At 69.1% G+C, this 2566-nt stretch carries 1 protein-coding gene and 1 pseudogene; one reads left to right on the forward strand and one right to left on the reverse strand.

The window, feature by feature from the left end; translation table 11 throughout:
- A pseudogene (locus HUU94_RS07240) lies at window positions 1-242 on the reverse strand (hypothetical protein); the annotation flags it as partial.
- Between the two features lie 186 nt (window positions 243-428).
- Here HUU94_RS07240 and HUU94_RS07245 point away from each other — a divergent pair.
- Window positions 429-2468, forward strand: coding sequence for a S9 family peptidase (locus tag HUU94_RS07245; RefSeq protein ID WP_174274422.1), 2040 nt, complete (start codon window positions 429-431; stop codon window positions 2466-2468).
- Window positions 2469-2566: the final 98 nt, after the last annotated feature.

The raw sequence follows: 2566 nt of genomic DNA on the forward strand, positions 1-2566 counted from the left end.
GCGCGCCGCGCGACCACGCCGGCGAACAGCCCGCACCACGGCGTGGCGTCGGCACGATAGTCCGCGGCGCCGATCTCGCGCGCCCAGCCGAGGATCACGGGATTGTCGGCGCCGCCGGGCGCCTCGGCGGTGCCGTAGAGCTTGAGCGCCTCGGCGATCATCCGGGGCGGCGACGCGATCAGGCCGAGCCAGCGGTAGCGCGCGGGCAGGGCAGCGGGGGTGTTGGGAGAATTGTTGGACATGACGGCGCTCCTTGCATCGAAGAGCGACTCGCGGTTGCGATGTTAACCGATATGGTACGCTGTAGGACAGCGAAAACTGACATAGCGGCAATATTGATGGATTTGCCGGTGTTTTCTCCTCGGCACGGGAAGGATCGCGTTACCCCCGGCTCGACATCCCCGTCCGCCGCGCTAGCATCGCGCCCCATGAAGAAGCTTCTCCTCGCGCTCCTAGCGCTCGCCACCCCTGCCTTCGCCCGCCCCTTCACCCCGCAGGACATGGTGATGCTCGCCCGCGTCGACGCGCCGGTCGTCTCGCCCGACGGCCGCTGGCTGGTCTGGTCGCAGCGCGAGACCGATCTCGCCGCCAACAGGGGGCGCCATGATCTCTGGCGGCTCGATCTCAAGGCGAAAGCGGGCGCGCCCGAGAAATTCGCGAGCCTCGCCCAGGCCGAGGAAAGCAGCCCCGCGTTCGGGCCGGACGGCATGCTCTATTTCCTCTCCGATCGCTCCGGCGGCAAATCGGCGGTGTGGCGGGTTAGCATGGCGGGCGGCGCGGCCGCGCAGGTGACGGGGGCCTACGACCTCGGCGGCTTCAGCATCGCGCCGACCGGGGACAAGCTCGTCGTCTGGGCCGATCGCCCGGTAGGTGCTGCCTCGCTCGATGCCGCGCTGCCCGACAAGCCCGCCGGCGCGGGCAGCGGGCGGAGCTTCGACCGGCTCTTCATCCGCCATTGGGATGCGTGGAGCGATCACCAGCGCCAGCAGCTCTTCGTCATCCCGATGGCGGCCGGCAAGGCGAGCGGCCCCGGCCACGCGATCGAGGGCGCGCTGATCGGCGATACCCCCTCCCGCCCCTATGGCGGCGCCGAGGAAATTTCCTGGAGCCGCGACGGACGCACCGTCTATTTCGCGCTGCGCGAGGCGGGGCGGATCGAATCGCTTTCCACCAACCTCGATATCTTCGCGGCGCCCGCCGACGGCGCCTCGCCGCCGCAGAACCTCACCGCCGCTAACCAGGCGACCGACACGCTCCCCACCGTCTCGCCCGACGGCCGCTGGCTGGCCTATGCGGCGATGCGGCGGCCGGGCTACGAATCCGATCGGCAAATGCTGTGGCTGCGCGAGATCGCCACCGGCAAGACGCGCGCGCTGACCGGGGACTGGGATCGCTCGGTCGCCTCGATCGTCTGGGCGCCGAATTCGGCGGCGCTCTACGTCACCGCCAACGATACGCTCGACAATCCGATCTTCCGCGTCGATCTCGCCGGCGGCAAGGTCCATCGGCTGACCGGGGCGGGCCATGCGGGCGGGGTGATCGCGCTGCCCGGCGGCGGCCTCGCTTATACGCTCGACAGCCTCACCGCCCCCGCCGATCTCTGGCGCTGGGACGCCGACGGCCGCGCCACGCAGCTCACCCACGCCAATGCCGCGCGGCTGGCGGGGGTCGATTGGCCGGCGGTGACGCGCTTCACCTTCAAGGGCGCGGACGGCGACAGCGTCTGGGGCTTCGCGATGCGCCCGGCGAGCCTCGCCGCCGGCGCCAAGGCCCCGATCGCCTTCCTCGTCCACGGCGGCCCGCAGGGATCGTTCGGCGATAGTTGGTCCTATCGCTGGAACCCGTCGGCCTGGGCGGGGCACGGCTATGCGGTGGTCTCGGTCGATTTCCACGGCAGCACCGGCTACGGCCAGGCCTTCACCGACGCGATCAACCGTGAATGGGGCGGCCGCCCGCTCACCGATCTCAAGGCCGGGCTCAAGGCCGCGACCGACAGGTTCGCCTATCTCGACGCCGACCGCGCCTGCGCGGCGGGCGGCAGCTACGGCGGCTATATGATGAATTGGATCGAGGGCGCCTGGCCCGATCGCTTCAAGTGCATCGTCCAGCACGACGGCGTCTTCGACGCGCGCGCGATGGCCTACGAGACCGAGGAGCTATGGTTCGACGAATGGGAGCATGGCGGCCATGCCTATCACGACGCGCCCGCCGAATATGAACGCTGGAACCCGGTCAACAAGGTCGCCGAATGGAAGACCCCGCAACTGGTGATCACCAGCGAACGCGATTTCCGCATCCCCTACACGCAAGGCATCGCCGCCTTCACCGCGCTCCAGCGGCGCGACGTCCCCTCGAAGCTGCTGATCTTCCCCGACGAGAACCATTGGGTGCTCAAGCCGAAGAACAGCCTGCAATGGTATGGGGAGGTGTTCGGCTGGATGGACAAATGGACGGGGAATGCGGGCTGAGCACGCCTATCTGTAGCTTGGTTTTCCGCCTTACTGGAATGAGGCGATGGTGGGATCACCCCGTGTTGCGCAGCGCGGCGAGCGCGGCGAAGGCGTTG

It is taken from the genome of Sphingomonas bacterium, assembly GCF_903644055.1.
GTDB lineage: Bacteria > Pseudomonadota > Alphaproteobacteria > Sphingomonadales > Sphingomonadaceae > Sphingomonas_I.